Origin of the sequence: Pseudobutyrivibrio xylanivorans DSM 14809 (assembly GCF_900141825.1) — a bacterium.
Taxonomy (GTDB): domain Bacteria; phylum Bacillota; class Clostridia; order Lachnospirales; family Lachnospiraceae; genus Pseudobutyrivibrio; species Pseudobutyrivibrio xylanivorans.
This window is the reverse complement of record NZ_FQYQ01000017.1, coordinates 38,949-64,322: the sequence shown is the minus strand read 5'-3', so window position 1 is coordinate 64,322 and position 25,374 is coordinate 38,949. Positions and strand designations below refer to the sequence as shown.

The window sequence follows — 25,374 nt, the reverse complement described above, 5'->3', positions numbered from 1 at the left end:
AGGTGTTGGAGTTGGAGTAGCCTTAGGCGTTGGAGTAGGTGTAGGCTTAGGCGTTGGAGTCGGAGTAGCCTTAGGTGTTGGGGTAGGTGTAGGTTCTGCTATTACTGGCTCTGGATTATCTACTACTTCTTCTTCAACATAACTGCTCGGATCAGATACAACCGGAGTATCTGCGTCAGGAGCTGGACTTTCTTCCATAGCCGACTTATCTACTTCCATATCATTAGAACTAGATAACAAATCCCTTACTTTGCCAAAAACGGTTTTTGGACCAGAAACTTCTATAGAGTTATTCTGTAACTCTTCTGGTAAGGTATCAGATTCAAGAGAGTAGTGTACTGATTCTCCGCTGGTACTGCGCACATAAACAGACCTGAGGTCATAACTACCCTCAGAGTACTCACCTAGAATATTAGGACTGCCATACCATGCATCCCCAAGATTGGTTACAAATTCATTTTGTCTATAATCAAAATATTTGCCACGTGCCAAACCTACATTGATAAATTGATTTTTCGAATAGTTTCCATAGCAAACCTGAGCATATGCAATATCGTAATCTTCCTGGGATATATAGAGACAAATTACAGGATTAGAGTCACCGATAGTACAGCTTAAGTTAGAATTTGAAAAGGAAATAGAAGGATTGAATTCCTCTTCCTCTTCAGGTTCTTCGTAACCACAGTAAATACATTTTCCGTCTTCACCGAATTCACAAGGTTCGATTTCTTCGTAATCACATGCAACTTCTTCACTTTCTCCATCCTCTAATTCAATAGTGATTGAGCCAGTGCATCGCTTAGTATGTGTGCCGTCATCATTGCATATATATTCGAATGTGTGCTCGTGCTCGCTGTTTTCATCCTCATCGGTAGATTCTTCTTCTGGTTTTTCTTCAGGAAGTTCTCCTTCAGGGACTTCACCTTCAGCTGAAACATCAGCACCTTTCTCGCCTTCTGATTCAGAAAGATTTCCTTCTTCTGAAGTTACATCAGATTTTGGCGTTTCTTCTTTTGGTTCTCCATCGACGGTTGGAGATTCCACTGGATCCTCTTCAGCTGGCGCCGGAGTTTCTACAATTGGTGTAGTATCCTCAGGAGCACTAGCTGGTTCCGAAACTGTGGTGGTTTCTTCTATTGGTGCAGGATCATCGGGGGAACCAGTTGCCAGAACTGAAATAGGAGTTGTAGCAAGAACTGCTACTAACAAGATAACTAAAGACCTTTTCATATGTTACAACAGCTCCTTTCATGGTAGATTTGTCATCGTAAAAAAAGTGTAGGTAATGAGTATGAATAAAATGTGTAAGATTTGAAAAAAGACCTTGAAAAAAGTTATAAAAAATATGTTCTCTGAAAATATACTCCCATTTGTACTTTGTGAGGTAAAAGACACAACTGTTACCTTTTATAATATGATGTGAAAAATGTGATAAAATGGCTGTAATTGTTATAACGTCTTAGAACGAGTTAGTGATTATAAATACGTTTGTGTATTTTTTGTGAAAATAAACAAAAAATAAAAATTATTGCTTGTTAATATAAAGAAAATATCAATATACAAGTATTGGGGGTTGATGCTATAATCATTTACATTGCGAATAGTATCATTTTTATTAAACGAGGAAGGATTTTTTTAATTATGTTTAAAAATGAGTTAGAAATTGATGTGGGAAGATGCTTGGCAGCATTACTTAAAAAGAAGAAATTTATTGGATTGATTACAATTTTGTTCTTTATTGCAGGATTGGGTTTAACACTTAATGTAGGCGAGGATGAGTATACAGCAGTCGCTACTGTTTATGCTGCAGCAGATGGTTCTTATGCAGATGCTACAAACGCCGTAACAGCTATGAATGCTTACCTTAATGTAGCTAATTCACATAAGGTTAGCCAGAGAGCAGCGTTAATCATTGGACGTAGTGATGTTTCAGCTTCAGATGTACAGGGTGCAGTTTCTGTTAATTCTTCATCTACAAAGAGTTCAAGCAGCTCTGCTATTTCAAGTTTCATGAATATTTCAGCTACTATTATTTCATTTAGTGCTACTACAAATGATCCAGCTCTTTCAATGGAGATGGCAGATGCTATGGCTCAGTCATATGCAATCGAGATGTCTGATATCTTGAATACAGATTCAGTTAAGACTTTGGATAATGCTTATACATATACAATGTCTAAGAATGCAACTGTTGACGCATGGAAGAAGCGTATTTTAGCTATGGCTGCAGGTTTTGTTTTTGCATGTGCTATTGTTGTTCTTTGCGAAATCTTCGACAGAAAGGTTCGTACAGTTCGAGAGGCATCAGTTAGAGAGAGTATTCCTGTAATAGGACTCATTCCAGATTACAAGGAGTAGGAGGGCTAAAATGAAGAAGTTAGAAATATATAGAAATGATAATTACGTATTAAATGATGCCTTTGATCAGGCAGTTATGAATCTTCATATTCTTAAGACTCAGAACGGATATAAGAGCTTCGTTATCTGTGGTTGTGAAGCTGGTGATGGTGCTACAACTGTAGCTATCAACCTTGCAGCCGCTCTTGCCAGTTCAGGTTGGAAGACTGTTCTTATAGACGGTGATATGAGAAAGAAAAACCGTTATAAGAGATTAAATGAAAATGTTTCAGAGGGACTTTCTGATTATCTTATGGATAGAGTTACTCTTGATAGAATTGTTTGTGAGACTACTACAGAGAATCTTTCATACATTCCATGTGGAGAACTTATTGATAATCCAGTTAGACTTCTTTGCTCAAACAAGATGAATATAGCAAGAGAAGAGCTTGCAAACACATATGATTATATTATTTATGACATGCCTGCTATTAACGCTGCAATGGATGCTAAGGTAATCGCTGTTAATGTTGATGCAACAATTCTTGTATCATCTATTGGTGAGACTACAAAGCGAGGCCTTGTTGATGCAGCAAATGCACTTTCAGAAGTGAAGGCTAATCTTATTGGAACAATTGTAAATAAGCTTGATATGGATCAGTACATCGATGTTAACGCAGATTATGACTACTTCCAGAACGAGCGTTATGCAAAAAAGAATTCAAAGAAAAACTAGGAGGCAGTGATGAAAAACCTTAATAATATTTTAAAGAAAATTACAGTTTGCCTCTTTGCTATTATTTGCATAGGCACAAACATGAGCTTGGTAGCTAATGCTACGGAGCTTGGAGAAACAGCTGAGGAAGCTACTGAAGCTACAGAAGAAACTACTACACAGACAACAACTGTTGCAGAGCCAGTAGAGGGTTCTGTTGCTGCTATTATTGAGATTCAGGATTATACAATAGATGGTGGTATGATTGAGGCTGGTAAGGAGATTACAGTTAATCTTACACTTCATAACACATCATCAAGCATGGCTGCTACAAGTGTAATGATGACACTTTCTAACACTACAGGCAGCTTATACCCAGCATATGGAAATGATAACCAGATTTATGTTGGAAACATTGGCGCAGATAAGACTAAGACTGTTTCTGTTCCAATGACAATTGGTCAGACTTACATGGGTGATGCAGTTGATCTAATTTGTCAGTTTGATTACGCAGCTCAGAATGCAAGATTATCAAATCAAGCAATGATTGTTATTCCAAGATCTGGTGGAAGCACAATCGGTGTTAAGTCTATTGATGTAAGCTCACATGCTATTGTTAATGGTAAGTCATTACTTGCAATCAGCTATGTTAATCAGAGTTCAGCTAACATCACAGATGCTAGAATTATAGTTGATGGTAATGTTTCAAACCCAAGCAAAGAGATTAAATTAGATACTGTATACGCAGGAAAGAGCTATACAGAGGATTTTTATGTATCATTTAAAGAGTCTGGTAATCAGCAGATTCAGGTCTCTCTTGCTTACACAGATGTTGATGGTCAGCAGAATGTTACTGATTTAGGCACATTTGATGTTACTGTTAGTAAAGAGAATGTTGAAGAGGATTCTCAATCAGGATTAAAGGGAATCCTTAGTCTTGTAGGAACAGCCGTGGCTGGCGTTGTTCTTTTATTTGCAGCAGCAACAGTATTTATTTATATCAAGAAGAGATAGTTTTAGATATTTAGTTAGGGAGATTTGGTAATGAAAATCGCAATGATTGGTCATAAGCGTATTCCTTCTCGTGAGGGCGGAATCGAGATAGTTGTAGAAGAGCTTGCAACTAAAATGGTGGCTGAAGGACATGATGTATATGTATATAACAGAGCAGGTCACCATGTTTCAGGGGCAGAGAATGATGTTGAAATTGGAAAAATGTACAAAGGTATTCACATTATTACAGTTCCTACATCTGAGAAAAAAAGTTTAAATGCTACAATCTATTCGGTGTTGGCTACATTGCATGCTGTATTTCATCATTATGATGTAATACATTTTCATGCGTCAGGCCCTTGCGCAATGTTGTGGCTCCCGCATATTCTTGGCATTCGCACAGTGGCTACTATCCATGGTATTGATAGTCAGAGAGCTAAGTGGGGCGGATTCGCTACCAGATATTTGGAGTTTGGAGAGAAATGCGCTGCAAAATATGCAGATGAGTTAATTGTTCTTTCTGAAGGTAATAAAAAGTTCTTCAAAGATACTTATGGCAGAGAGGCAACACTTATTCCTAACGGAATTGGCAAGCCGGAGATTCTTGAGGCGCAGGAGATTACCGAACAGTTTGGCTTAAAGAAGGATGACTACATTCTCTTCCTTGCAAGAATTGTACCTGAGAAAGGCCTTCATTATTTAATAAAGGCTTATAAGCAGATACATACAGATAAGAAACTTGTTATCGTTGGTGGTACCAGCCATAGCAACGATTATGTTTCAAAGATAAAAAAAGCTGCCAGAGAAGATGATAGAATCATGCTCTTAGGATTCCAGCAGGGACAGATTCTTGAAGAATTATATTCAAATGCATATTTATATGTTCTTCCAAGTGATGTTGAAGGAATGCCTATTTCTCTTCTCGAGGCAATGAGCTATGGCAACTGCTGTCTTGTAAGTGATATTAATGAGACTGCCGGGGTTGTCGCTGATAAGGGGATCACCTTTAAAAAGGGAGATGTTGATGACTTAAAGGACAAGCTTGTTCAGCTCCTAGATAACAAAAATGAAGTTTGTGCATACAAGGAGCAGGCTGCAGATTATGTTCTTAGTAAATATAACTGGGATGATGTTGTAGCCCGCACTATTAACCTCTATAAGTGTGGATTGAAAGCTTTATAGTGAGATTATGAAAAAGATAGCTATTATCGCACCTTGCATTCTTCCGGTCCCTGCCTCAAAAGGCGGGGCCGTTGAAGAGTTAATTACATGCATTGTTAATCAAAATGAAATATCCAAGAAATATGCGATTGATTTGTACACAGTCGCTGATCATTCTTATGAATTGAAAAAGTACTCATGTACTAATATTATTCAAATTTCACCAAAAGGTATTATTTCAAAACTGGATAGAGTTTGCGACAAATACTACAGAAGCATTAAGATTAAAAGTGCGAAGCGTTTACTAGATAAGCAAATAATAGCCGCATTTATGGAAGAATCATCTAAAATGGATGGTTCTTATTCTGCTGTTATAGTGGAAAATCAGATGTCATTAGCAATTGAACTATTAAAAAGAACTGGTTTTTCCAGAGATTACCCAATTTATTTTCATATGCATAATGATGTTGATGTATACCGTACTCCGAAGTACATCTCTACTTTGGTAAGTAATGGCGTGCAGTTTATAGCTGTTAGCCAATATATAAAAACTCAAATACTTAAATACTCAGAAGATGCAGTCGTTCATCTTTTGTATAACGGTATATCTTTAAATGAGTATTCAATGACAACAAGAATAGATGATGGAATGATACGATTCCTATATGCAGGAAGAATTATTCCTAATAAGGGTGTCATGGAGGCTGTTGAGGCATTCATTCAAATGCTAATACGTGTTACACCCGAATTAAAAAATAGACTAATATTCGAAATCATAGGATTCTCAGACAGACTATGTTCTTATGAAAAAAAGATATTTAATAAGGCTGAGAAATACCATGAAAATATAATTTGCCATAAGCGTTTGGCTACGACCCAGATGGCAGAAAAGTACAATGAATTTGATGTGGTTGTTATGCCTACAGTGGACGAAGAACCATTCGGATTAGTTGCACTTGAGACTATTGCCAAAGGCATGGCTCTTATTACTACAAACTCCGGAGCGATTCCAGAAGTAGTGGGTGATGGGGCTGTAATAGTTGATAAAAATTCTGATTTTATACAGAAATTATCTTTGGAAATGGAAAAGCTGGCTGTTGATTCTGACTATAGAAATTTACTTGGCAAAAAAGCCTTTTCTGTGGCAAGAAGAGTAGTGGAGTTTGATATCAATAGCTATTATTATAGACTAGTGAATATTTTAGACACAGAATGTTCACAAAATAAAATTTCGGTAATTGTTCCAATTTATAATGCTAAAAATGAATTGGAGCGCTGCATAAATTCTTTGCTTAACCAAACATATAGGGATTTAGAAATAATTCTTATTAATGATGGTTCGACTGACGGTAGTGATATTATTTGCGATAATTATAAAAATGTTGATTCAAGAGTCAGAGTTATCCATCAAGAAAATAGGGGGTTATCAGGAGCAAGGAATGCAGGCCTTGATGCATCAACTGGTAGCTATATTTTCTTTGTAGATAGTGATGACTACCTTGAAGCTGATACACTTGACAAATTGATGAAACATTTAATCGAGTGTAAGGCAGATGTCGCTGCATGTGGATTTGTTCAAGTATTTGATACATTACCGGATGAGCCGTTTACGAACGTAAAGCCTGGAATTTGGAGTGGTCGTGAAGCAGTTATGCAGATGATGAGCAATAATAATCTTTGCACCACAGCATGGAATAAATTATATAAGTCTGAGCTTTGGAAAGACATAAGATTCCCTGAAGGACGATTACACGAGGATGAGGCTACAACATATAAGGTTTTATATAAGTCAAAAATAGTAACTTATATGCCTGATTGCTTTTATAAATATTATCAACGTGATAATAGTATTATGAAATCAGGATTGGAGAAGCGTTACGGTGATTATCTTCTGGCGATAGAGGAGAGAATTCAATATTTTAAAAAGTTAAATGAACAGCACCTGGTTGATTACAGCATTTTGGTGTTGCTTCAATATATTAAATACGTTTACAGAAATGTAAATGGAACTACAAAAGGGAGAGCTAGAACGCAATATAATGAACTATTGGGGAAGTATGGTGTTCCAAAGAGTATTTCTCTTAGAAAAAAAATAGCTTTGATTGTGTTTAGGATTATTAAGGCATAGGGTATGGAAAATAAGACATTATCGGTAGTAGTACCGGTTTACAACGGAGTGAATTGCATAAAAGACTGTCTTGACGCGCTATTAAATCAGACATATCAGGAGTTAGAGATTATAGTAGTGAATGATGGCTCTGATGACGAAACGCTTGATATACTCAATGAATACGCAAAAAAGGATTTTAGAATCAATGTGTTTTCTCGCTCTAACATGGGAGTTTCTGCCACTAGAAATGAAGGTATAAGTCATGCTAAAGGAGATTATATTTTCTTTTGTGATGCAGATGATTATCCAGAACCAGATTTGGCTGAAAGATACGTCCAGGCAATAAACGAATGGGAAAACTCTGACATGAGTCTTATTTGTTGTGGAATGTTTTTTGACAATCGCTACAACAAAAATGTTAAGAACAAGAAATGCCTTTTAGAATCTGCATATGGTTTTGTTGAAGGGGAGAATTATCTTATTTCAAGAGCTGCAGCTTCAACATTAGCGTGGCTAAAAATGTTCAATTTTGTTACTAACAAATGCTATAACCTTAATTTTATTAAGGAGAATGATATCAAATTTGATAGGAACATAAATATCGGTGAGGATTTAAGGTTTAATTTGGATTATCTAGATAAATGTTCTGGAAATATTGGAGTTATTAATAAATGCCTTTATCACTATGTTAAAAGAACAGGCGATAGCCTTTCTATAACATATCATGCTGATGATTTAGAGGATACAAAATATATATACAGACGTTTTATAAATTGGATTACTGCTCAGAAGGGAGTTACTGAAGAGAATATACTAGTAGTAAAGAGTATTTACATAAATGACTGGGTATGTCGTCTTTCAAGTATGTACGAAGCTTCTTTGAAACGAAAAACAGCGAACACCAAGGATAAGCTAAGTAAAGAGTTGAAATCAAAAGAATTTCAGACAACTCTCAAGGAAATATATGCTGCAAAAAAAATAAGCACACTTAGATATGTGTGCTTAAGAACTGGAATGTTCCAGATATTCTATTTCTTCCGTGGTATATACCAGTTTATGAAGGGATGAAAAAACTATATAAAATTGGTGCAGTTAGGTATGCCACGCGTCTTTTAGAGTGATGAACGGGATGAACATTTTTAAGTTCCTTTTGCACTCCTCTTATTTGAGGTAAAAGAGATTTATTCCCTTTTTTGTATTCCTTTAATAAGCTGTACATGCTATATTCGAGAATCGAATTATAGCTGTCTTCTATAAAGTCTTCTGAGATTAGTTTTCTGATTTCATCGAAGGCGGGTTTATATTTATATTCTGTTCCGTTGAACAGATTTAAGCTAGTGGTAGCAGATGTGCTGTTTTGCACATAATGATACAGAGGAAGATTAACAAAGCCAAATTTTAAATCAGGATATTTTGATAAAAATGTGCTTTGGAATAACAGATCTTCGCAAATACTTATATTTTCATTAAAGGAAATGTTTTTTAAAAGCTCAGTCTTAAAGAGGCGAGTGACTAAAAAGCCTCTAACATTTTCGTCAGAAAACATTGCTTTTAAGAGAGTTGATGAATCGATAACAGACGGATATGATCCGGAATATGGTGTCGAAAGACCATTTATTTCAGTGAAATAACCGCAGACGCTTCCGCCAAAGGAATCGTCAGTAATGGCATTCATCATTTCCTTGTAAAAATTTTTTTCGATATAGTCATCTGCATCTAGGAAGCTAATCCAATTACATGTGGCATATTTGAGACCTAAGTTTCTAGCGGCAGATACGCCTGCATGATTTTGCTTTATGTATTTAATAAACGGACAGCGGTTAGCATAATCCATGGCGATACTTGATGAGTTATCGGTGGAACCATCATCGATAAGAAGAATTTCATCGGGCAAAATTGCTCCTGATAAGATGCTATCGAGCATGGTGCAAATATCATTGCCACCATTGAAAAATGGAATAATTGTTGTGAGTGTTTTATTCATATTTAGATTATAAGAGATATATTAGATAACTTCAATGAAGAGTGAGGATAGAATGAGCGAGTTATTAATTCCAAAGACAATACACTATTGCTGGTTTGGTGGAAAACCAAAACCTGAGTCTGTTCAAAAGTGCATAGATAGTTGGAAAAAGTATTGTCCTGATTTTGAAATAAAAGAGTGGAATGAGACTAACTATGATGTCCATAAGCATCCTTATATGGAAAAGGCATATCAGGAGAAAAAATGGGCATTTGTACCGGACTACGCCAGATTGGATATCATGTACAACCATGGTGGGATTTATTTAGATACTGATGTTGAGGTTGTCAAAGATTTAACACCTCTTTGCGAATTAAAGGCATTTAAGGGATTTGAATCGTCTCAGGTAGTTAATGATGGACAGGGATTTGGCTGCATGCCAGGCCTTCCAATTTTTAAAGAAATGATTGCCTGCTATGAAGGTGATGAGCCATATGAATTAATCGATGGTGAATTACAGAATATAGAAAGTCCAAGACTTTGTACAAAAGTTTTGCTTAAACATGGACTAAAGCTTGATGGTTCCAAACAGAGAATTGCAGATATTGATATATTCCCTACTGAATATTTTTGCCCTAAGAGTTGGTCGACAGGGAAGATAACAATTACAGATAATACTTATTCAATCCATCATTTTGATGCCAGCTGGAAAAATAAGGGAGAGAAAAAATATATAGCCCTAATGAGGTTCTTGAATAGATTATTTGGTGAAGAAAAAGGTTCAAAGATTCTTGAGAAAATAATGAATTTAAAAGACCATATTAAAGGAGAAAAGTAACTTGGAGAATGGTACACAGAATAAATTAATATCAGTCATTGTGCCAGTTTACAATGCAGAAAAATTTCTTGATTACTGTATTTCTTCGATAATGAAGCAGACATATCAGAATTTTGAATTGATACTTATAGATGACGGTTCGAAGGATTCTAGCGGTGCCATTTGTGACGAGTGGTATAAAAAGGATTCCAGAGTAAAGGTGGTGCATCAGTCTAATTCAGGAGTTGCTGCAACCAGAAATAAAGGGCTGGACATGGCAAAGGGCGATTATATCTGTTTCATAGACAATGATGATTTCGTAAAAGAAAATTATCTTGAAACATTTATTATAGCTATGAATAAGACTAATTCAGATATCGTCATGTGCGATATAGCTTCTGTAAAACTTAGTGAAGCTGAAACACCTTTGGACAAGGTGATTCAGTTGGACCCAAAGGGATGTTTAAGCTGGTTAACCAATCCTATTTCAAGAGAATATGTCATAATGGTTGTTCTATGGAATAAGATGTATAAAAGAAATATATTTACTGATCTTCGATTTGAAAAAGGAAAATTTCACGAAGATGAGTTCATGATTAATAACATTCTTAGAACGGTTGAAAAGGTTACGTTTGTTCCTTTACAAAACTATGTATATAGAACTAATGAAACAAGTATTACTGGTGAGAAGAATAAAAGTGCATTATATCATCTGGAATTCGTAGATGCTTATATAGAGCGAATCAAGATTGCTAATGAGCTGGATGAGGATGGAGAAAAGGATTTTGTTCTTTCTCTGGTTAAGTGGATTTTCATTAAGCTTGCTCAATATTATAAAGATGGAAATGTAAACATGCAGAATGCTGTAAAGAAAAAATATGCTGAGGTATATGCGGAATACTCTCACTTACTTAGTGATAAGCAGAAAGCTAAATATAAGATGTTTACAATTTCACCTGGGTTGTTTTGCAAAACATTTATAAAGTAATAGGAAGAGTGAAAAATGTGTAACACGAAAAAGCTGGTATCTATAATTGTTCCAGCATACAACGTGGAAAATTATATAGACAGATGCTTGGAATCAATCTTGGCTCAGACCTATTCTGAAATAGAGATATTGGTTGTTGATGATGGTTCTAAAGACAATACTTGGAATCACATCGAGTCCTTTATGAAAAAGGATGAGAGGGTCAAGGGCTTTCGTAGAGAAAATGTTGGAGTCTCTGCTACTAGAAACTTTGCCATTGAAATTGCCACAGGATATTATTTACAGTTTGTCGATGCGGACGACTACCTGAGAAATGATGCAGTGGAGATAATGGTAAATGCAATTGAGTCATCAGGTGCGAGCTGGGTTAATTGTCAATATAATCGTATAGACGAAGCTGACAGTTTACTTGAGCCATTTAATTTTACAAAAGGAATTAAGCACACAGAAACACCAGAGGCACGTTTTAAGCTTATTAGGGACGAGCTCCTTGAATACTTTATCGGATTCGAGGTATGGGACAAGCTCTTCATTACCTCAATCATTAAAGATAATCACCTCAGATTTGATGAGAACTGTCATCTTGGTGAGGATTTAGCTTTTAATATTTGCTATGGCTTTTATGCCTCATCTATTAATTGTATAGAGGACAGAATATATTATTATCTCATCAGAGAAAATTCGGCCATGGAAAATGCCAAATCCCTTGAAAAGAATTTTAGGGAGCATTTGGCTTTGGTGAAGGGAATAGAGCCAAGATTTAATCAGGTTTTTTCGGGAGAACTTAAAGATAAGTTTTATCAGCTTTTTTACAAGCTTACGCTTCATGGATTTTGGAGGCATAATGCAGAGGAAGCACTGCAGCTTGTAAAAGAGGTGAATGATGAATATTACTACAGATATCTTATTGAATCGTTAAAACACAAAGATGAGTTCAAAGACTTTTATTGTAAGGAAAAGGTTCGTCTTTATTACAGATATGGTTTATATATAGACGCTTATGTTAGAGATGACTTTTGTGAAAAGATATATCTGAGTATATATGATATTTATCGCAAATTGCGAAAATGGGATACTATCAGAGAGTGGCAGTTATCCTAAAGGAGATTTGTTGTGGAAAAGAAACATGCATATCTCATCATGGCACATAATGATTTCGAATCATTGCATTATTTACTGAAGGCTATTGATGATGATAGGAATGACATTTATTTGCATATCGATAAGAAAACCAGTCACGTGAATCATGACGAAATAAAGTCATGGGTAAAAAGCGCTGGCTTGGTTTTCGTTCCTAGAATGAATGTACGTTGGGGCCATTCGAGCTTCGTTAAGTGTGAGCTTAATCTGCTGGAATGTGCTACAAAAGCAGGACATTATCACTATTATCATTTCCTCTCAGGAATAGATTTTCCTTTAAAAAATCAAGATTACATACATGCTTTATTGAAAGATAAAGATTTAGAATACATTAATTACCATTTCGAGGGTGATGAAGGCGATGATTTCGCATGGAAAATACGTTATTATCACTACTTTATGCGTTGGATTGGACGTGGACATTTTGATGGTCCTGGCAAAAAGAATGCATTCTTTAGATGGTTAAAAAACATTAACTGGAAACTTGTTGGAAAGCAGGAATCAAGAGGCTTTGACAGGAGGAATAATTATCCTGATATAGATTTTGTTAAAGGCGATAACTGGGTTTCCATTACAGACGATTTTGCAAGATTTGTGCTATCAAAGAAAAGCAAAATCATGAAGCTTTCCACCTTTGCTAATACGCCGGATGAGTTTTTTATGGCCACATTGGCATATAATTCAGAATATAAAGATAGAATTGCCGGAGATGTTTTAAGACTAATAGATTGGAAACGCGGAGAACCTTATGAATTCATATATACGGATTTAGATGAGTTGAAACAAAGCGATAAGTTATTTGCAAGAAAGATTTCTTACGTAAATGAGCCAGAGCTTGTAAGAGCTCTGGCAGAACACATCGGCGTACAGGAAGTTGTTAATCAATTGACAAATCCATTGGTTAGCCTGGTGGTTCCAATTTACAATGTTGAAGAATATCTTGTAGAATGTTTGGATTCATTGGCTAGTCAGACCTATAAAAATATTCAGGTAGTAATGGTTGATGATGGTTCCAAAGATAGCTCAGGAAAAATAGCAAAGTCTTACTCAGAAAAAGATCCGAGATTTGTATATATTTATCAAGAAAATCAAGGCCTTTCCGCTGCAAGAAACACAGGAATAAATGCTTCCTCTGGAGAATACGTTGCGTTAATAGATTCAGATGATTGGGTTGATTCTGATTATGTAGAAGCCATGCTGAATGTAGCACTTAAAAAGAATGCAGATGTTATCATAAGTGGACTAATAAAAGAGTTGGATGTACCACAGGAAATATGTATTCATGGAGATAAAGCCTATTCAAAAACTTCAGCCATGAAAGTGCTTGGAAATATCTTTACCGAGGATTATCTGGCGTTTATCGTAGCTGTTAACAAGCTATATAAACGAGAAATTTTTGATGAGGTTCAATTCCAAACAGGTAGGCTTCATGAAGATGAATTTGCTATTCATAGGATTATAGATGCTTCAAATATAATCTGTACCGTTGATAAATCGTTGTATCACTACAGAATGAGAGCTAACAGTATTACTAGTTCAGAACAATCCTCTAACTTAAGGCATTTCGACATTGTGGATGCCCATAGAGACAGGGTTGAGTGTTGTAAAAATCAGTTTTATACAGATTTTTATCGTTTAATTGTGTATTCATTATTTGAAGAAATAATTTGGCTGATGCCTACATATAATCACGAAACCTTCAAGAAATATGGATTAAATAATAGATTTAGGCGAATCATGATTAGCGAGTACACTAAGAATTTCGCTCAACTGGATAATCATCAACGTAAAGAATATCTGTTAGCAATACTGAATCCTGAGGGATACGACGAAAACAGAGCAAGCAAAGCATAGAAACGGAGAGTTGTTTTGGGAAAGTATAAGAATAAATTATTAAAATTTAAAGATGGAATAATAAACCGACTTTTTGTAAATCTTAAATGGGCTTATTCATTCTACAGAATGTATTTAGGACGAATTTTGTTTTATGCATTTGTTGAAATATTAAAGTTGGTTGTAGATTTCTTTATAACTTATAAAGTTGGAAACGTAGTAGACTTTGCGATTTCCAAGGATACAAATCAAGTTATCAGAATGGGATTGCTCTATGTGGTAATGTTTGTAGTAATGTCATTTTTAAGTATTTCAGCAAATCGTATTGCTGCATGGAACTTCAATTCAATGCAGGCTGATCTGGTAAAGAAGCTCTTTAAAAAGATATTAAAAGCGGATTGGGAAGAGCTTACTGCCTTTCACTCTGGAGATTTGATTTCAAGAATATCAAATGATGCAAAGATTATTTCACAGAATGCTGGCTCATTTTTGACTACAATCATCACACAGTCAGCGATGGTAATCGTGTGCCTTGCAGTTATCCTTGTTAATGATGCAAGTATGATTCTTGTTGTTATTATAGTAGCTCCAATCATCGTTCTTTCTTCTAGAATTTTCATGAAGAAGATGTATGATGCACAGAATATAATAAGACAGATTGAAAGTAGGGAGACAGCGTATAGTAAAGAGTCATTCCACAATATTCAGGCTGTTAAGGCTTTTGGATTGGCAGATGAATTCTACAGAAGAATCACTCTTTTAGAGCAGGATAGATATAAGGCAGATATGAGGTCTAATCTTTTCTCGCTGTTGTCTTGGATTATTACTTACCTTGCAGGTATTTTCTCAGCCATTATTTGTATCGGTTGGGCATTCTTTAGAGTAGATTCTGGAGCAATGACTTTTGGTACTCTTACAGTAGTTATTATGATGGCATACAGAATTGCAACAGCAGGAAAAACATTACTTCAGCAGATACCATTATCTCTTCAGCTTACTGTATCAATCGAGCGTGTTAGAGAAGTCCTTGATATCAATAACGAAAAGCTTGTTGAAACTGCAGAATATGAAAAGTTTGCTGTAGAGACAGAAAAAGATGGTGTTTCAGTTCGTGTAGAAAATATGAGCTTTGCATATAAGAATGGTAATCAGATATTTAATGATGTTCAGCTTGAGGCAAATCCAGGAGAAATCATTGCTCTTGTAGGTCCTTCGGGAGAGGGTAAAACTACAATGCTACGTATACTTCTTGGAATTATAAAAGCTGGTAGCGGTAACGTTTATGCTCAGCTTCCAGGTGAGAATGGAGATAAATATTCATTCTCAACAGAGACCCGTTCACTTATTGCGTATGTTCCACAGGGTAATACAATGCTTTCTGGAACAATCAAGGAAAATATGCAGCTTATTGCACCAGAAGCCACTGATGAAGAGATTATAGATGCTCTAAAACAGGCTTGCGCATACGACTTTGTTAAGAAGCTTCCTGATGGTATTTACCACAATATTGGTGAAAGCGGAGTTGGATTCTCTGAGGGACAGAATCAAAGACTTGCTATCGCAAGAGCTATCCTTAGAAAGACACCTATCCTACTTATGGATGAGGCGACTTCAGCTCTTGATGTAGCTACAGAGAGAAAAGTTCTAAGCAATCTTATGAGGAAGGATGCAAAGCGCACATGTATCCTTACAACTCATAGACCTAGTGTATTATCGGCATGCAACCGTGTATATAGAATTAGTGATACAAAGGTAACAGTTATAGATGATGCTGAAATACAGCAGCTTATGAATGATTTTTAAGGGATGTTGTTATGAGTAATAATGTTATGAATGAAGAAATTTATGTTACAAAACCAGTACTCCCGCCTTTTGAGGAGTACGAAGAATATCTTAGAGATATTTGGAATACCCATCAGCTTACAAATTTGGGTAAATATACTCTGGAGTTCATTGGACAGCTCAAGGAGTATTTAGATGTGGAGCAGTGTCTTACACTTTGTAATGGACATATGGCACTTGAAATGATTTTACAGGCTATGAACCTGTCGGGAGAAGTTATTACTACGCCATTTACATTTGCTTCCACAACCCATGCCATTGTCAGGAATGGATTAACTCCAGTTTTTTGTGATATAAAGGAAAGTGATTGTACAATCGATGCGGATAAGATTGAATCACTTATTACAGACAAGACATCAGCTATAGTACCAGTTCATGTTTATGGCATGCCTTGTGATATTAAAAAGATTGAAGAAATTGCCAAGAAGCATAATCTTAAAGTAATTTATGATGCGGCTCATGCATTTGGAGAGAAAGTTAATGGAGAAAGCATTGCCAAGGCTGGAGATGCTTCAATGTTCAGTTTCCATGCAACAAAAGCTTTTAACACAATCGAGGGAGGTTGTGCTGTTACTAATGATTATGATGTTATAAAAAGAGTTTACCAGCTTCACAACTTTGGAATTATGGACGAAGAAAATGTGGAGTATGTTGGTGCTAACGCAAAGATGAATGAGTTCCAGGCAGCAATGGGACTTTGCAATCTTAAGCATTTTGAAGAAAATCGACTTAAAAGAAAAAAGCTCTATGACTATTACAGAGAGCGACTCTCAAAGATAAAGGGTATTCAGCTCCTTAAATATGATGAGGACGCAGTAGAGTTGAATTATACATATTGTCCAATCATTGTTAATGAGGATGATTACGGTATAAATAGAGATGATTTGCATAAGCTTTTAGGTGAACAGGGAATTCATGTTAGAAAGTATTTCTATCCGATTACTAATGAATTTGCTTGTTATAAAGATTTTGATTTCAACGGGGATGTTCCAATTGCACATCGAGTGTCAAGGCAGATATTAACATTGCCATTGTATACAGACCTGGAAATGTACCAGGTACAAAGAATTTGTGATCTTATTGAGAAAAGAGAGATGAAAAATGAAAGTAGGAATTAATCAGCCATATTTTTTTCCATATCTTGGATATTGGCAGCTTATGAATGCAGTAGATGAGTATGTTATTGCAGATAATTTAAATTATATTAAACAGGGATATATAAACAGAAATAAGATTTTAGTGAATGAGGAACCACAGTATTTCAGACTTCCAGTTCACAAGCCATCACAGAACAAATTGATCTGTGAGACAGAGACAGCACTTACTGAGGAAGAAATCGAGAAGATGCTTCATACACTCCAGTGTCAATACAGACATGCGCCTAATTTTGAGCATGTATATGAGCATGTTAAGCAGGTGCTTGAATATGGTCTTACAGAAGAGGGCAAAAATATTGCAGCTTTCTTAGAGAATGCCATTAAGCTTACAGCAAGAGAGCTTGGTATTACAACACCAATCATTCGTGCTTCAAGAGATGTAAATCTTGACAGAGATTATAAAAGAGAAAATTATGTTGTTGCTACCTGCAAGAAGCTTGGAGCTACAGAATATTACAATGCTATAGGTGGAACAAAGCTTTATTTTCAGAACTTTTTTACAGCAAATGGTCTTGAGTTAAAATTTGTTAATATGGATCAGGATGTATCATATAAGCAGTTTTGCGATGATTTCATCCCAAACTTATCTATAATCGATGTTATGATGTTCTGTTCAAAGGAGCAGATAGCAGAATTACTAAACAAGTATGAGCTTGTTGATGGTTATGAGAGCCCTGAAGATTTAGTTGAGGAGTAATTTATGGGTGAAAAGAAAGTAAGTGTCGTAGTAGCCACTTACAACCAGGAAAAATATATAAGGCATACTCTTGAAAGTATATTTTCACAGAAGATTAACTTCGAAATGGAAGTCATTGTAGGTGACGATTGCTCTACAGATGGCAATGCCAATATTATCAGGGAATTTGCAGAAAAATACCCTGATATTATGGTTCCTGTTATTCGGGAAAAGAATCTGGGAATGTATGGTAACGAGGCAGATTTGCTAACTAGAGTTCATGGCGAATATGTTGCCTTTGTAGAAGGTGACGATTATTGGATTGACGACAATAAGCTTCAAAAACAAGTGGAATTTATGGATTCCCATCCAGACTGTGTAGCTTGTTTTGGATTATGCCAGATTGTAAACGAAAATGAAGAGCGACAGATAGAAGCCGAGAAATATACAAATTACAAAAAAGAGGCTGGAGAGTATACAATCAAGGATTACGAGAAGTATATTTTTCCGGGACAGACAGCCACATCCATGTATAGAAAATCAGCATATGGAAAGATTTTGGCAAAAGTCAAAGGTAGTGAATTTGAACCTAGAAAAATGCTGGATGTAATACAGATTCTTTGCATGCTATCTGTAGGAAAGATATACACATTAGGTGAGTATTTTGCTGCCTATAGATATATGATGAACACAGACAGTGGCTCATGGTCGTCTCAGAATGACAGCTATAATAAGATCAATCTGTTTAAATATTTAGATGGAATGAAGGAAATGGAAAGACTGGCTGCTTTTCTGGGTCTAGAACTGAACTTTGATAATATAAGATTGTATGAACTTAATAAGCTGGAGGATTCTGCAGCTTGTTTTGAAAAGAAGGATTATTCTGATATATATAATCGACTTCTTCAGGATTCATTTGATAAGAATAATCTTAAAAAGACACATATTAAAAGAGTAATAAAAAGAGCCGTTAAAGGTATAGCTAGAAATGTATTAAAGGTATTTAAGCTCAGATAAAAGTACTCATCTGTGGCTAAATATACACACACAAGTGGTTGGTGTGTCAAATCACTATTATGCCACATAAATTAGATGCATTTTTATGCACATTTTTTACCAAAAAGATAGTATTATATATACACTTGTGAAGAAACTGTGAACATTGTAAAATTTGTGGCTAAAGTTTGGTAGGATTTAGCAACAAATTGTATCACGGTGAAAATAATTTAGTAGGGAGATAGAGATATATGACAAAGGAAAAAGCAATTGAGATTCTTGAAAAAGCTGGTCAGGGACACGTAATGAGAGGTTTTGATGATCTTTCAGCAGAAAAGCAGGAAGCTTTCCTCGCTCAGATCGAAAACATCAACTGGTCAGATTTCAAGCTCATCGGAAATGATTCAAATAACGCCAGAGGAGAGTTTACAGTTCCTCCAGCTATTGAGCTTTCAGAGATCGCAGAGAGAAAGGCTGAGTTCGAAGCTGTTGGTCTTGAAGCAATTAAGAAGGGCGAGGTAGGAGCAGTACTTCTTGCAGGTGGTATGGGTACTCGTCTTGGTTTTGATTTACCAAAGGGCTGCTACAACGTTGGTCAGACACATGAGTTATTCATTTTTGAGTGTCTCATTAACAACCTTATGGAAGTTGTAAATAAGGCTGGTGCATTCGTACCTCTTTATATTATGACTAGCGAGAAGAATGATGAGGTTACACAAAAGTTCTTTAAGGAGCACAATTACTTTGGATACAATCCTGAGTATGTTAAGTTCTTCATTCAGGATATGGCATGTGCTGTTGATTATGATGGAAAGCTTCTCCTTGAGGAGGAAGGTCGTCTTGCTACATCACCAAACGGAAATGGTGGTTGGTATGCATCTATGATGAAGGCAGGTCTTAAGGGAGATATCCAGGCACGTGGTCTTAAGTGGATTAACGTATTTGCTGTAGATAACGTTCTTCAGAGAATCGCAGATCCATTATTTATTGGAGCTACAATCCTTGGAAACTATGTTTCAGGTTCAAAGGTAGTACGTAAGGTTGAGCCAGCTGAGAAGATGGGTCTTCTCTGCTTAGAGGATGGTAAGCCAAGTATCGTTGAGTATTACGAGATGTCAAAGGAAATGTCTGAAGCAAAGGCTGAGGACGGAAGCCTTCTTTACAAATATGGTGTTATTCTTAACTACTTATTCTCAGTTGAGAAGCTTGATGAAATTGTTGACAATAACCTTGTTGTACACGTAGTTGAGAAGAAGATTCCATTCGTTAACGAGGCAGGTGAGAAGGTATCGCCTACAGAGCCAAACGGATATAAGTTTGAGCTTCTCGTTCTTGATATGATTCACATGATGGATAATAACCTTGCATTCGAGGTTGATAGAAATTATGAATTCGCACCAATCAAGAATCTTCATGGGGTAGATTCAGTTGATAGTGCAAGAGAGTTACTTCAGAAAAACGGTGTTGTATTATAAAGGGTAGGGTTAATGTACAAGAAAAAGAAAAAGTTTTGGGCTAAACACTGGGATGTAATTTTATTAGATACACTCTCAGCATTGGTTGCTTTGATAATTGCCCTGTTTTTCCGCTTCGAAAAAATACTCTTTTGGAATGTAATTCCACACGAGTATATTTATGAAAATATCCTGATTATGATTGTGTTTGCAAGCATTTTAAATGCAGCACTCAGAGATCCATATACAGGTATTGTTCATAGAAATAAGTGGCAGGAATTAAAGGCGGTTGTAATTCATTCTTTTATCAATTTATGTGGAATATTAATATTCCTCTATGCATTTAGATATTCAAACCGTATTTCACGAACTGTTATTTCATTATGGTTCGTACTTATGGTTTTGATAATGTTTGCTTCACGTATTATTTTCAAGCGTATCGTTCGTATGCGCAAGCATGACGACAGCTTAAAGTCTACAATGCTTGTTATTGCAGATTCTAGTACAATTAATCACTGCCTTAGCCAATTGGCTGGCTCAGATTATGTAGAGTATAAGGTTGTAGGTTGTGCTATTATCGACAAGAATTGGGTAGGCAAGAAAATCCAGGGTGTTCCTGTTGTTGGTAATTGTGATTCTGTATTTGAATACATTCGTACAAACGTTGTTGATGAGGTTTTCATCGATGGTAAGAACAGATACAGCGAGGAACTTCTTGCTGAGCGTCTTACTGATTTGGGATGTACAGTTCACATTTCTCTTATTCATACAGAGCACTTAATGAAGAACCGTACAATCGAGTACTATGGTGATTACATCACCATGACTACAAGTATGCATATGGCTACAAACCGCGAGGCATTCTGCAAGCGTTTGATGGATATCTTAGGAAGTTTGGTAGGATTGCTCCTGTGTGCAGTAGCATTTATCTTCCTTGCTCCAGTGATTAAGATTCAGGCACCAGGTCCTGTATTCTTCTCACAGACACGTATAGGAAAGAATGGACGTCGGTTCAAATTCTACAAGTTCCGAAGCATGTACACAGATGCCGAAGAGCGTAAGAAAGACCTTATGGATCAGAACGAGATGAACGGTCTCATGTTCAAAATGGAGAACGATCCTCGTATCTTCCCAGCAGGTCATTTCATCAGAAAATATTCTCTTGATGAGCTTCCACAGTTTTGGAATGTATTAATCGGAGATATGTCATTAGTAGGAACAAGACCACCTACAGAAAACGAGTTTGTTCAGTACGAGCTTCATCACAAAGCGCGTCTTGCCAGCCGTCCAGGTCTTACAGGAATGTGGCAGGTTAGTGGCCGAAGCGACATTACTGATTTCGAAGAGGTTGTGGCTCTTGATACGGAATATATCAAGAATTGGTCACTTGGCCTTGATTTACAGATTATCTTTAAGACAGTTGCAGTTGTTTTAAAGGGCTCAGGTTCTAAATAGACTAAATGGACAAATATACCTCGTAAAGGTTATAATGAAACTATTCGGAGCCAAGTAAATTATAATATAAAAAGAATGCTAGCATTCTCTTTTATATTTTAATTTATTTGGTGAGATACACACATGAGCAAAAGGAAAACACTAAAAGTGTGATTTTGCGAATGGGTGCTGAATAGTTTCTTTTTTTTGGAGTAATATATTATGAAAATTTCAGTAATTACCCCATTTTATGAGGGTGATAAATATATGGATAAATTGGTGGATGCACTTATTGCCAATGAATTGTCCCTCACAAAAATGGGGCATGAGCTTGAAGTGATTCTTGTGAATGACAGTCCTTGGAAAAAGTTGGAGGCTCCTGAAGCAGAGAGTCAGTTCCTACGAGTAATAACCAATCCAGAAAACAAAGGTATTCATTATAGTCGGGTGGCAGGGTTAGCAGAAGCTACTGGTGAATACATCATGTTTTTAGATCAGGATGACATCATTACTGATGATGCTCTTGTTAAGCTTTTAAAGTCAGCAGTTACATCTAAAGCTGATGTGGAGGTTAGCAATGCATCTTTAGAGCAGTCAGATGGGAGCCAGTTATTGTGGTACCGCAATGCTGCACATAAGGCTTTGGTTGGAGACTTAACTACGTATTTACGAATTGGAATTCAGATTATTTCTCCAGGACAGTGCCTTATAAAGAAGGCGTCTATTCCAGAATTTTGGAAAGAACATATTATGACAAAGAATGGTGCAGATGATTATTTTCTCTGGTTGTTGATGCTGGCAAAGGGATTAAAGTTCCATTATTATGATGAGCCACTATATGTTCATAAATATACAGCAGCTAACTTATCAGCTGATACTACTGTCACAGATGAATCTGTTTTTGATTTTATCGATTTATTACATGACTGTGAGTATTTTAAGCAGGAAGATATTTTTACTCTTCATGAGATGATAAGTTATAAGAATCAGTTTAGAGCTAGCAATACATTCGGGAAGATTACATGTTCATTGGCTAATCTTAGCCTGTTCATTGATAACATTAAGTTCAAGAAGAAGACAGGAACTGGATACGGGTTTAACAGATAATGAAAGATATAGTGATACTTCTTGCTACCTACAACGGCGAACGTTTCATAAGGCAGCAGCTAGATAGTCTTTTTGAACAGACCAATCAGGATTTTCGACTGGCAGTTCATGATGATGGTTCTACTGATGGTACAGTAGAGATAATAAATGAATATCGAGATAAATACCCTGACAGGATGGAGATTTTTTATGGTCATTCCTGTGGTGGGGCCAAAGAGAATTTTCTATGGATGTTGGGCAGAGTTGAGGCGGATTATTATCTATTTTGTGATCAGGATGATGTCTGGTTCCCTGAGAAGCTTCAACATTCTATAGATGAGCTTACAGCTGCGGAGGGAGCTTTTCATCACGAAGGTGATGAAATTCAGCCGGTGTGCGTGTTCACAGATATGAAAGTTGTAGATGAGGAACTCAATGTTCTTTCGGATTCTTTCATCAGATACATTGGAAGAATGCCGGACAACACAGCTTATACTCAGATTCTTATCGATAATCCGGCGGCGGGATGCACTATGTGTTTCAATCGTCAGCTTAGGGATTTGGTGGTACAGTTAGTTCCACAACTGGATATGAAAAAGATTCCTATGCATGATGTTTTGGTTCTGGAAACAGCTGCAATTATGGGACAGGTAGTTGCTATTGATGAGCCTTTGGCATATTATAGACAGACAGGCTTTAACACTATGGGCGCCACAACAGAGACAGAATCTGAAAAAGCTTCCAGAAATTTAGAAGATTTTAAACAAGGAAGTTTATTTGAAAAGAAGAAAGCATTTGTAAATGAGTCCAGGGAATTTGCTGGGGAAATTGCAAAAGCAGATTGGCTACCAAAGGACAAAAAGAATGTTCTTCTCCGTTTTTCTAAAATAGGAGAGAAGGGGAAGTTAAAACGTATGAGTTTTTATTCAAAAAATAATTTTACCAGAGCACACCATAATCTATGGTTCCGTCTTTGGGTTTAGGAGAATAAAATGAAAAAAATATTGTTATACATGAAAAAGCATGCTGACTTTATAATTCTAGATATGGTTGCGCTTATCATCGGGTATATTGCTGTTGTTCAGTTCAGATACTTGGCCAGACCGGTTCATCATGGAGAACTGTTCTTTGACTATGGTGTTGTTTTATCAGCCGTATATTTTCTAACACTGATTATAAGTAAAAACCTGTCAGGTGTAATCAAGCGAAGCTTTTTCAAGGAATGCCAGACGCTACTTGCACAGGTTTTTGTTAGCTGGGCTTTCTTTACAGTAGTTCTTTATGGTATCAAGAGCGCCCAGAACTTTTCTCGAAGCGTATATGGTGCAGCATTTGTTGTTTGCTATATCTGTTTATTATTTGAGCGTAGTGCATTAAAATGCTTTATCAGATTTAGCAGATTCCATTCCGCACTTTGCCCAAAACTGATAATCGTTTGTGATAGTAATCATTCGCAGGAGGTTATCAGAAGAGTTCTTAAGGGATCCTTTGAGAATGATTATGAAATTGTTGGTGTGGCAATGAATAACGAAGGTGTTACAGACTATATCGATCACTTTGATTCATTAATAGGTCTTGATAAGCTTGAGGAATTTATTGCAGATAAAAAGATTGATGAGGCTTTTATTGAGGTTGCAGATGCAGGAGTTGAGACACATGTAATCAACCTTTTACTTAAGCATAATATTATTGCTCACCGCAGTCTTGAAGAGAGCATAATGAACTACGTGGAGCAGGAAATCGATGAGATTAGTGGTCACTACGTAATTACGATACGTGATACTCAGGTTTCATTTGTAACCAGAGCAGAGCGTCTCGAAACAAAGTTATTTAGAAAGTTGACAAAAAAGGATTAGCATGAAATCAGCAGTATTTTTTGATATAGATGGTACAATTTGGGATTATGATAAATTTATTCCAGAAAGTGCTAAGGTAGCAATAAAAAAGCTCAGAGAGAACGGGCATCTGGCTTTTATTTGTAGTGGTAGAGCCCGTGCTTTTATTAATGATCCAGATTTGCTTGGACTTGGCTTTGATGGAATCGTTTGTTCTTGTGGATGTCACATTGAGATAGACGGAAAGATTATCTATCAGAACATTATTGATAAGGATGTTGTAAAGCATACTGTAGAGTTAATTCGTGATTACGGTTTTAGACCAATCCTCGAAGGTCCAAAGTACATTTACATGGATGATGATGAGTTCGGTATTGATGATCCATTTGGCAATGTTCTTCGTCGCGATGTTGGAGAGAATCTTGTTCCAGTAGGTGGCGATTATTATGGTGACTGGGTTATTAATAAAATGTCATGCGCTACTGAGGTGGAAGCAGATAAGAGGCTTGAGTGTTTTGACAAGCTCTCCAGCCATTATCAGGTTATTGAACATAATGAAAATGTTTGTGAGCTTGTTCCAGTGGGACACAATAAAGCGACCGGTATGATTAAGGCTTGCGAACTTGTAGGAATTGATTTAGCCAATACATACGCTATTGGAGATAGTGAAAACGATCTTGATATGCTTCAGGCGGCTCATGTTGGAATTGCCATGGGAAATGGTACAGACAGGGCGAAGGAAGTTGCAGATTATGTCACTACTGATTTTGATAAAGATGGAATTTATAATGCGCTTAAGCATTTTGGATTGATTTAGAGAACGAAAAAAGCACCTCA

22 protein-coding genes are annotated in these 25,374 nt (G+C 36.3%); 20 read left to right on the top strand and 2 right to left on the bottom strand.

Features of this window, described 5'->3' with window-relative positions; all coding sequences use genetic code 11:
* A partial coding sequence (locus BUA88_RS16365; protein ID WP_200798867.1) for a hypothetical protein occupies positions 1 to 1,230 on the bottom strand: 1,230 nt, incomplete at its 3' end.
* 411 nt (positions 1,231 to 1,641) lie between these two features.
* On the opposite strand from BUA88_RS16365, the gene BUA88_RS11610 reads away from it, so the two are divergent.
* The 6 genes from BUA88_RS11610 to BUA88_RS11585 are packed head-to-tail and all read left to right on the top strand — an operon-like array spanning position 1,642 to position 8,384.
* Positions 1,642 to 2,358 carry a Wzz/FepE/Etk N-terminal domain-containing protein gene (locus tag BUA88_RS11610; RefSeq protein ID WP_072918190.1) on the top strand — a complete coding sequence of 239 codons (717 nt, stop codon included), beginning with the start codon at positions 1,642 to 1,644 and terminating at the stop codon, positions 2,356 to 2,358.
* A gap of 10 nt (positions 2,359 to 2,368) precedes the next feature.
* The gene (locus BUA88_RS11605) at positions 2,369 to 3,073 is read left to right on the top strand and encodes a CpsD/CapB family tyrosine-protein kinase (protein ID WP_072918187.1); all 705 of its coding nucleotides are present in this window, start codon (positions 2,369 to 2,371) and stop codon (positions 3,071 to 3,073) included.
* A gap of 9 nt (positions 3,074 to 3,082) precedes the next feature.
* Complete coding sequence (locus tag BUA88_RS11600; protein ID WP_072918185.1) at positions 3,083 to 4,066, top strand: COG1361 family protein; 984 nt, start codon at positions 3,083 to 3,085, stop codon at positions 4,064 to 4,066.
* A gap of 30 nt (positions 4,067 to 4,096) precedes the next feature.
* A complete protein-coding gene (locus tag BUA88_RS11595) occupies positions 4,097 to 5,227 on the top strand; it encodes a glycosyltransferase family 4 protein (RefSeq protein ID WP_072918183.1) in 1,131 nt (376 codons plus the stop codon).
* A gap of 7 nt (positions 5,228 to 5,234) precedes the next feature.
* Positions 5,235 to 7,334: a glycosyltransferase gene (locus BUA88_RS11590; RefSeq protein ID WP_072918181.1), complete on the top strand. Its 2,100-nt coding sequence runs from the start codon at positions 5,235 to 5,237 to the stop codon at positions 7,332 to 7,334.
* A gap of 3 nt (positions 7,335 to 7,337) precedes the next feature.
* On the top strand, positions 7,338 to 8,384 hold the full coding sequence (locus BUA88_RS11585) for a glycosyltransferase family 2 protein (protein ID WP_072918177.1): 1,047 nt from the start codon (positions 7,338 to 7,340) through the stop codon (positions 8,382 to 8,384).
* On the opposite strand, the gene BUA88_RS11580 is transcribed toward BUA88_RS11585, so the two are convergent.
* On the bottom strand, positions 8,371 to 9,300 hold the full coding sequence (locus BUA88_RS11580; protein ID WP_072918174.1) for a glycosyltransferase family 2 protein: 930 nt from the start codon (positions 9,298 to 9,300) through the stop codon (positions 8,371 to 8,373). The genes BUA88_RS11585 and BUA88_RS11580 overlap by 14 nt on opposite strands.
* A gap of 52 nt (positions 9,301 to 9,352) precedes the next feature.
* Here BUA88_RS11580 and BUA88_RS11575 point away from each other — a divergent pair, with 52 nt between their 5' ends.
* The 14 genes from BUA88_RS11575 (at position 9,353) to BUA88_RS11510 (ending at position 25,354) form a co-directional block, all read left to right on the top strand.
* Entirely contained in the window at positions 9,353 to 10,117 is a 765-nt protein-coding gene (locus BUA88_RS11575) for a glycosyltransferase family 32 protein (RefSeq protein ID WP_072918198.1), read from the top strand.
* 1 nt (position 10,118) lies between these two features.
* Positions 10,119 to 11,084 carry a glycosyltransferase family 2 protein gene (locus tag BUA88_RS11570; protein ID WP_072918172.1) on the top strand — a complete coding sequence of 322 codons (966 nt, stop codon included), beginning with the start codon at positions 10,119 to 10,121 and terminating at the stop codon, positions 11,082 to 11,084.
* Between the two features lie 15 nt (positions 11,085 to 11,099).
* A complete protein-coding gene (locus BUA88_RS11565; RefSeq protein WP_072918170.1) occupies positions 11,100 to 12,185 on the top strand; it encodes a glycosyltransferase family 2 protein in 1,086 nt (361 codons plus the stop codon).
* A gap of 12 nt (positions 12,186 to 12,197) precedes the next feature.
* Positions 12,198 to 14,078 (top strand): glycosyltransferase, encoded by a 1,881-nt coding sequence (locus tag BUA88_RS11560; RefSeq protein ID WP_072918167.1) that lies wholly within the window; start codon positions 12,198 to 12,200, stop codon positions 14,076 to 14,078.
* 15 nt (positions 14,079 to 14,093) lie between these two features.
* Positions 14,094 to 15,860: an ABC transporter ATP-binding protein gene (locus BUA88_RS11555; RefSeq protein ID WP_072918165.1), complete on the top strand. Its 1,767-nt coding sequence runs from the start codon at positions 14,094 to 14,096 to the stop codon at positions 15,858 to 15,860.
* Positions 15,861 to 15,871: 11 nt separating this feature from the next.
* Positions 15,872 to 17,017, top strand: coding sequence for a DegT/DnrJ/EryC1/StrS family aminotransferase (locus BUA88_RS11550; protein WP_242939614.1), 1,146 nt, complete (start codon positions 15,872 to 15,874; stop codon positions 17,015 to 17,017).
* Positions 17,001 to 17,753, top strand: coding sequence for a WbqC family protein (locus BUA88_RS11545; protein WP_072918163.1), 753 nt, complete (start codon positions 17,001 to 17,003; stop codon positions 17,751 to 17,753). The genes BUA88_RS11550 and BUA88_RS11545 overlap by 17 nt, the downstream gene beginning before the upstream one ends.
* 3 nt (positions 17,754 to 17,756) lie before the next feature.
* Positions 17,757 to 18,749: a glycosyltransferase gene (locus tag BUA88_RS11540; RefSeq protein WP_072918160.1), complete on the top strand. Its 993-nt coding sequence runs from the start codon at positions 17,757 to 17,759 to the stop codon at positions 18,747 to 18,749.
* Between the two features lie 230 nt (positions 18,750 to 18,979).
* Complete coding sequence (locus BUA88_RS11535; protein ID WP_072918157.1) at positions 18,980 to 20,203, top strand: UTP--glucose-1-phosphate uridylyltransferase; 1,224 nt, start codon at positions 18,980 to 18,982, stop codon at positions 20,201 to 20,203.
* 12 nt (positions 20,204 to 20,215) lie between these two features.
* Complete coding sequence (locus BUA88_RS11530; protein WP_072918154.1) at positions 20,216 to 21,637, top strand: sugar transferase; 1,422 nt, start codon at positions 20,216 to 20,218, stop codon at positions 21,635 to 21,637.
* Between the two features lie 201 nt (positions 21,638 to 21,838).
* Complete coding sequence (locus BUA88_RS11525) at positions 21,839 to 22,723, top strand: glycosyltransferase family 2 protein (RefSeq protein ID WP_072918151.1); 885 nt, start codon at positions 21,839 to 21,841, stop codon at positions 22,721 to 22,723.
* Positions 22,723 to 23,685 (top strand): glycosyltransferase family 2 protein, encoded by a 963-nt coding sequence (locus tag BUA88_RS11520; protein WP_072918149.1) that lies wholly within the window; start codon positions 22,723 to 22,725, stop codon positions 23,683 to 23,685. The genes BUA88_RS11525 and BUA88_RS11520 overlap by 1 nt, the downstream gene beginning before the upstream one ends.
* Before the next feature lie 9 nt (positions 23,686 to 23,694).
* Positions 23,695 to 24,558, top strand: a complete 864-nt coding sequence (locus BUA88_RS11515) for a Rossmann-fold NAD(P)-binding domain-containing protein (RefSeq protein WP_072918146.1) — start codon at positions 23,695 to 23,697, stop codon at positions 24,556 to 24,558.
* Position 24,559: 1 nt separating this feature from the next.
* Complete coding sequence (locus BUA88_RS11510) at positions 24,560 to 25,354, top strand: Cof-type HAD-IIB family hydrolase (protein ID WP_072918143.1); 795 nt, start codon at positions 24,560 to 24,562, stop codon at positions 25,352 to 25,354.
* Positions 25,355 to 25,374: the final 20 nt, after the last annotated feature.

What these genes read in the sequence shown, in the direction of transcription:
- BUA88_RS11510 (WP_072918143.1), top strand. Translation starts at nt 24,560, where the DNA reads ATGAAATCAGCAGTATTTTTTGATATAGATGGTACAATTTGGGATTAT.
- BUA88_RS11575 (WP_072918198.1), top strand. Translation starts at nt 9,353, where the DNA reads ATGAGCGAGTTATTAATTCCAAAGACAATACACTATTGCTGGTTTGGT.
- BUA88_RS11525 (WP_072918151.1), top strand. Translation starts at nt 21,839, where the DNA reads ATGAAAATTTCAGTAATTACCCCATTTTATGAGGGTGATAAATATATG.
- BUA88_RS11580 (WP_072918174.1), bottom strand. Translation starts at nt 9,300, where the DNA reads ATGAATAAAACACTCACAACAATTATTCCATTTTTCAATGGTGGCAAT.
- BUA88_RS11605 (WP_072918187.1), top strand. Translation starts at nt 2,369, where the DNA reads ATGAAGAAGTTAGAAATATATAGAAATGATAATTACGTATTAAATGAT.
- BUA88_RS11540 (WP_072918160.1), top strand. Translation starts at nt 17,757, where the DNA reads ATGGGTGAAAAGAAAGTAAGTGTCGTAGTAGCCACTTACAACCAGGAA.
- BUA88_RS11595 (WP_072918183.1), top strand. Translation starts at nt 4,097, where the DNA reads ATGAAAATCGCAATGATTGGTCATAAGCGTATTCCTTCTCGTGAGGGC.
- BUA88_RS11550 (WP_242939614.1), top strand. Translation starts at nt 15,872, where the DNA reads ATGAGTAATAATGTTATGAATGAAGAAATTTATGTTACAAAACCAGTA.
- BUA88_RS11585 (WP_072918177.1), top strand. Translation starts at nt 7,338, where the DNA reads ATGGAAAATAAGACATTATCGGTAGTAGTACCGGTTTACAACGGAGTG.
- BUA88_RS11535 (WP_072918157.1), top strand. Translation starts at nt 18,980, where the DNA reads ATGACAAAGGAAAAAGCAATTGAGATTCTTGAAAAAGCTGGTCAGGGA.
- BUA88_RS11600 (WP_072918185.1), top strand. Translation starts at nt 3,083, where the DNA reads ATGAAAAACCTTAATAATATTTTAAAGAAAATTACAGTTTGCCTCTTT.
- BUA88_RS11610 (WP_072918190.1), top strand. Translation starts at nt 1,642, where the DNA reads ATGTTTAAAAATGAGTTAGAAATTGATGTGGGAAGATGCTTGGCAGCA.
- BUA88_RS11565 (WP_072918170.1), top strand. Translation starts at nt 11,100, where the DNA reads ATGTGTAACACGAAAAAGCTGGTATCTATAATTGTTCCAGCATACAAC.
- BUA88_RS11515 (WP_072918146.1), top strand. Translation starts at nt 23,695, where the DNA reads ATGAAAAAAATATTGTTATACATGAAAAAGCATGCTGACTTTATAATT.
- BUA88_RS11545 (WP_072918163.1), top strand. Translation starts at nt 17,001, where the DNA reads ATGAAAGTAGGAATTAATCAGCCATATTTTTTTCCATATCTTGGATAT.
- BUA88_RS11520 (WP_072918149.1), top strand. Translation starts at nt 22,723, where the DNA reads ATGAAAGATATAGTGATACTTCTTGCTACCTACAACGGCGAACGTTTC.
- BUA88_RS11590 (WP_072918181.1), top strand. Translation starts at nt 5,235, where the DNA reads ATGAAAAAGATAGCTATTATCGCACCTTGCATTCTTCCGGTCCCTGCC.
- BUA88_RS11530 (WP_072918154.1), top strand. Translation starts at nt 20,216, where the DNA reads ATGTACAAGAAAAAGAAAAAGTTTTGGGCTAAACACTGGGATGTAATT.